Here is a 375-nt window from a genome sequence, read left to right on the forward strand (position 1 = left end):
CGCTGATCTTTACCATCATCATCGTCGCCATCTGGCTGAACACGCGCATCTTCACGGCCAATTTCCATTTCTGGCTCGGCAGGAAAGGATGAAGCGATGAGCGAGCAGACAGCAGAAAGCTTGTCCGAAGCGCATGTCCGATCCGGCAAGGTGATGACCGTCACCGGTCCGATTTCGGCGGATGCGCTCGGCGTGACACTGATGCACGAGCATATCCTCAACGACTGCCGCTGCTGGTGGCACACGCCGAAGACGCCGGAACGGCAATATCTCGCCGAAAGCTTCGTCTGCATGGAGATCCTCGGCGAGCTCAGGCAGGATCCCTTCGTCAACAAGCATAATATCACGCTCGACGACGAACATCTGGCGGTGGCC

1 pseudogene is annotated in these 375 nt (G+C 57.9%); it reads left to right on the plus strand.

From position 1 onward, the window contains the following. Positions 1–96: 96 nt before the first annotated feature. Positions 97–375: pseudogene (locus tag AF337_RS36025) on the plus strand (phosphotriesterase family protein); the annotation flags it as partial.

Origin of the sequence: Rhizobium ecuadorense, assembly GCF_001187535.1 — a bacterium.
In the GTDB taxonomy this organism is placed as follows: domain Bacteria; phylum Pseudomonadota; class Alphaproteobacteria; order Rhizobiales; family Rhizobiaceae; genus Rhizobium; species Rhizobium ecuadorense.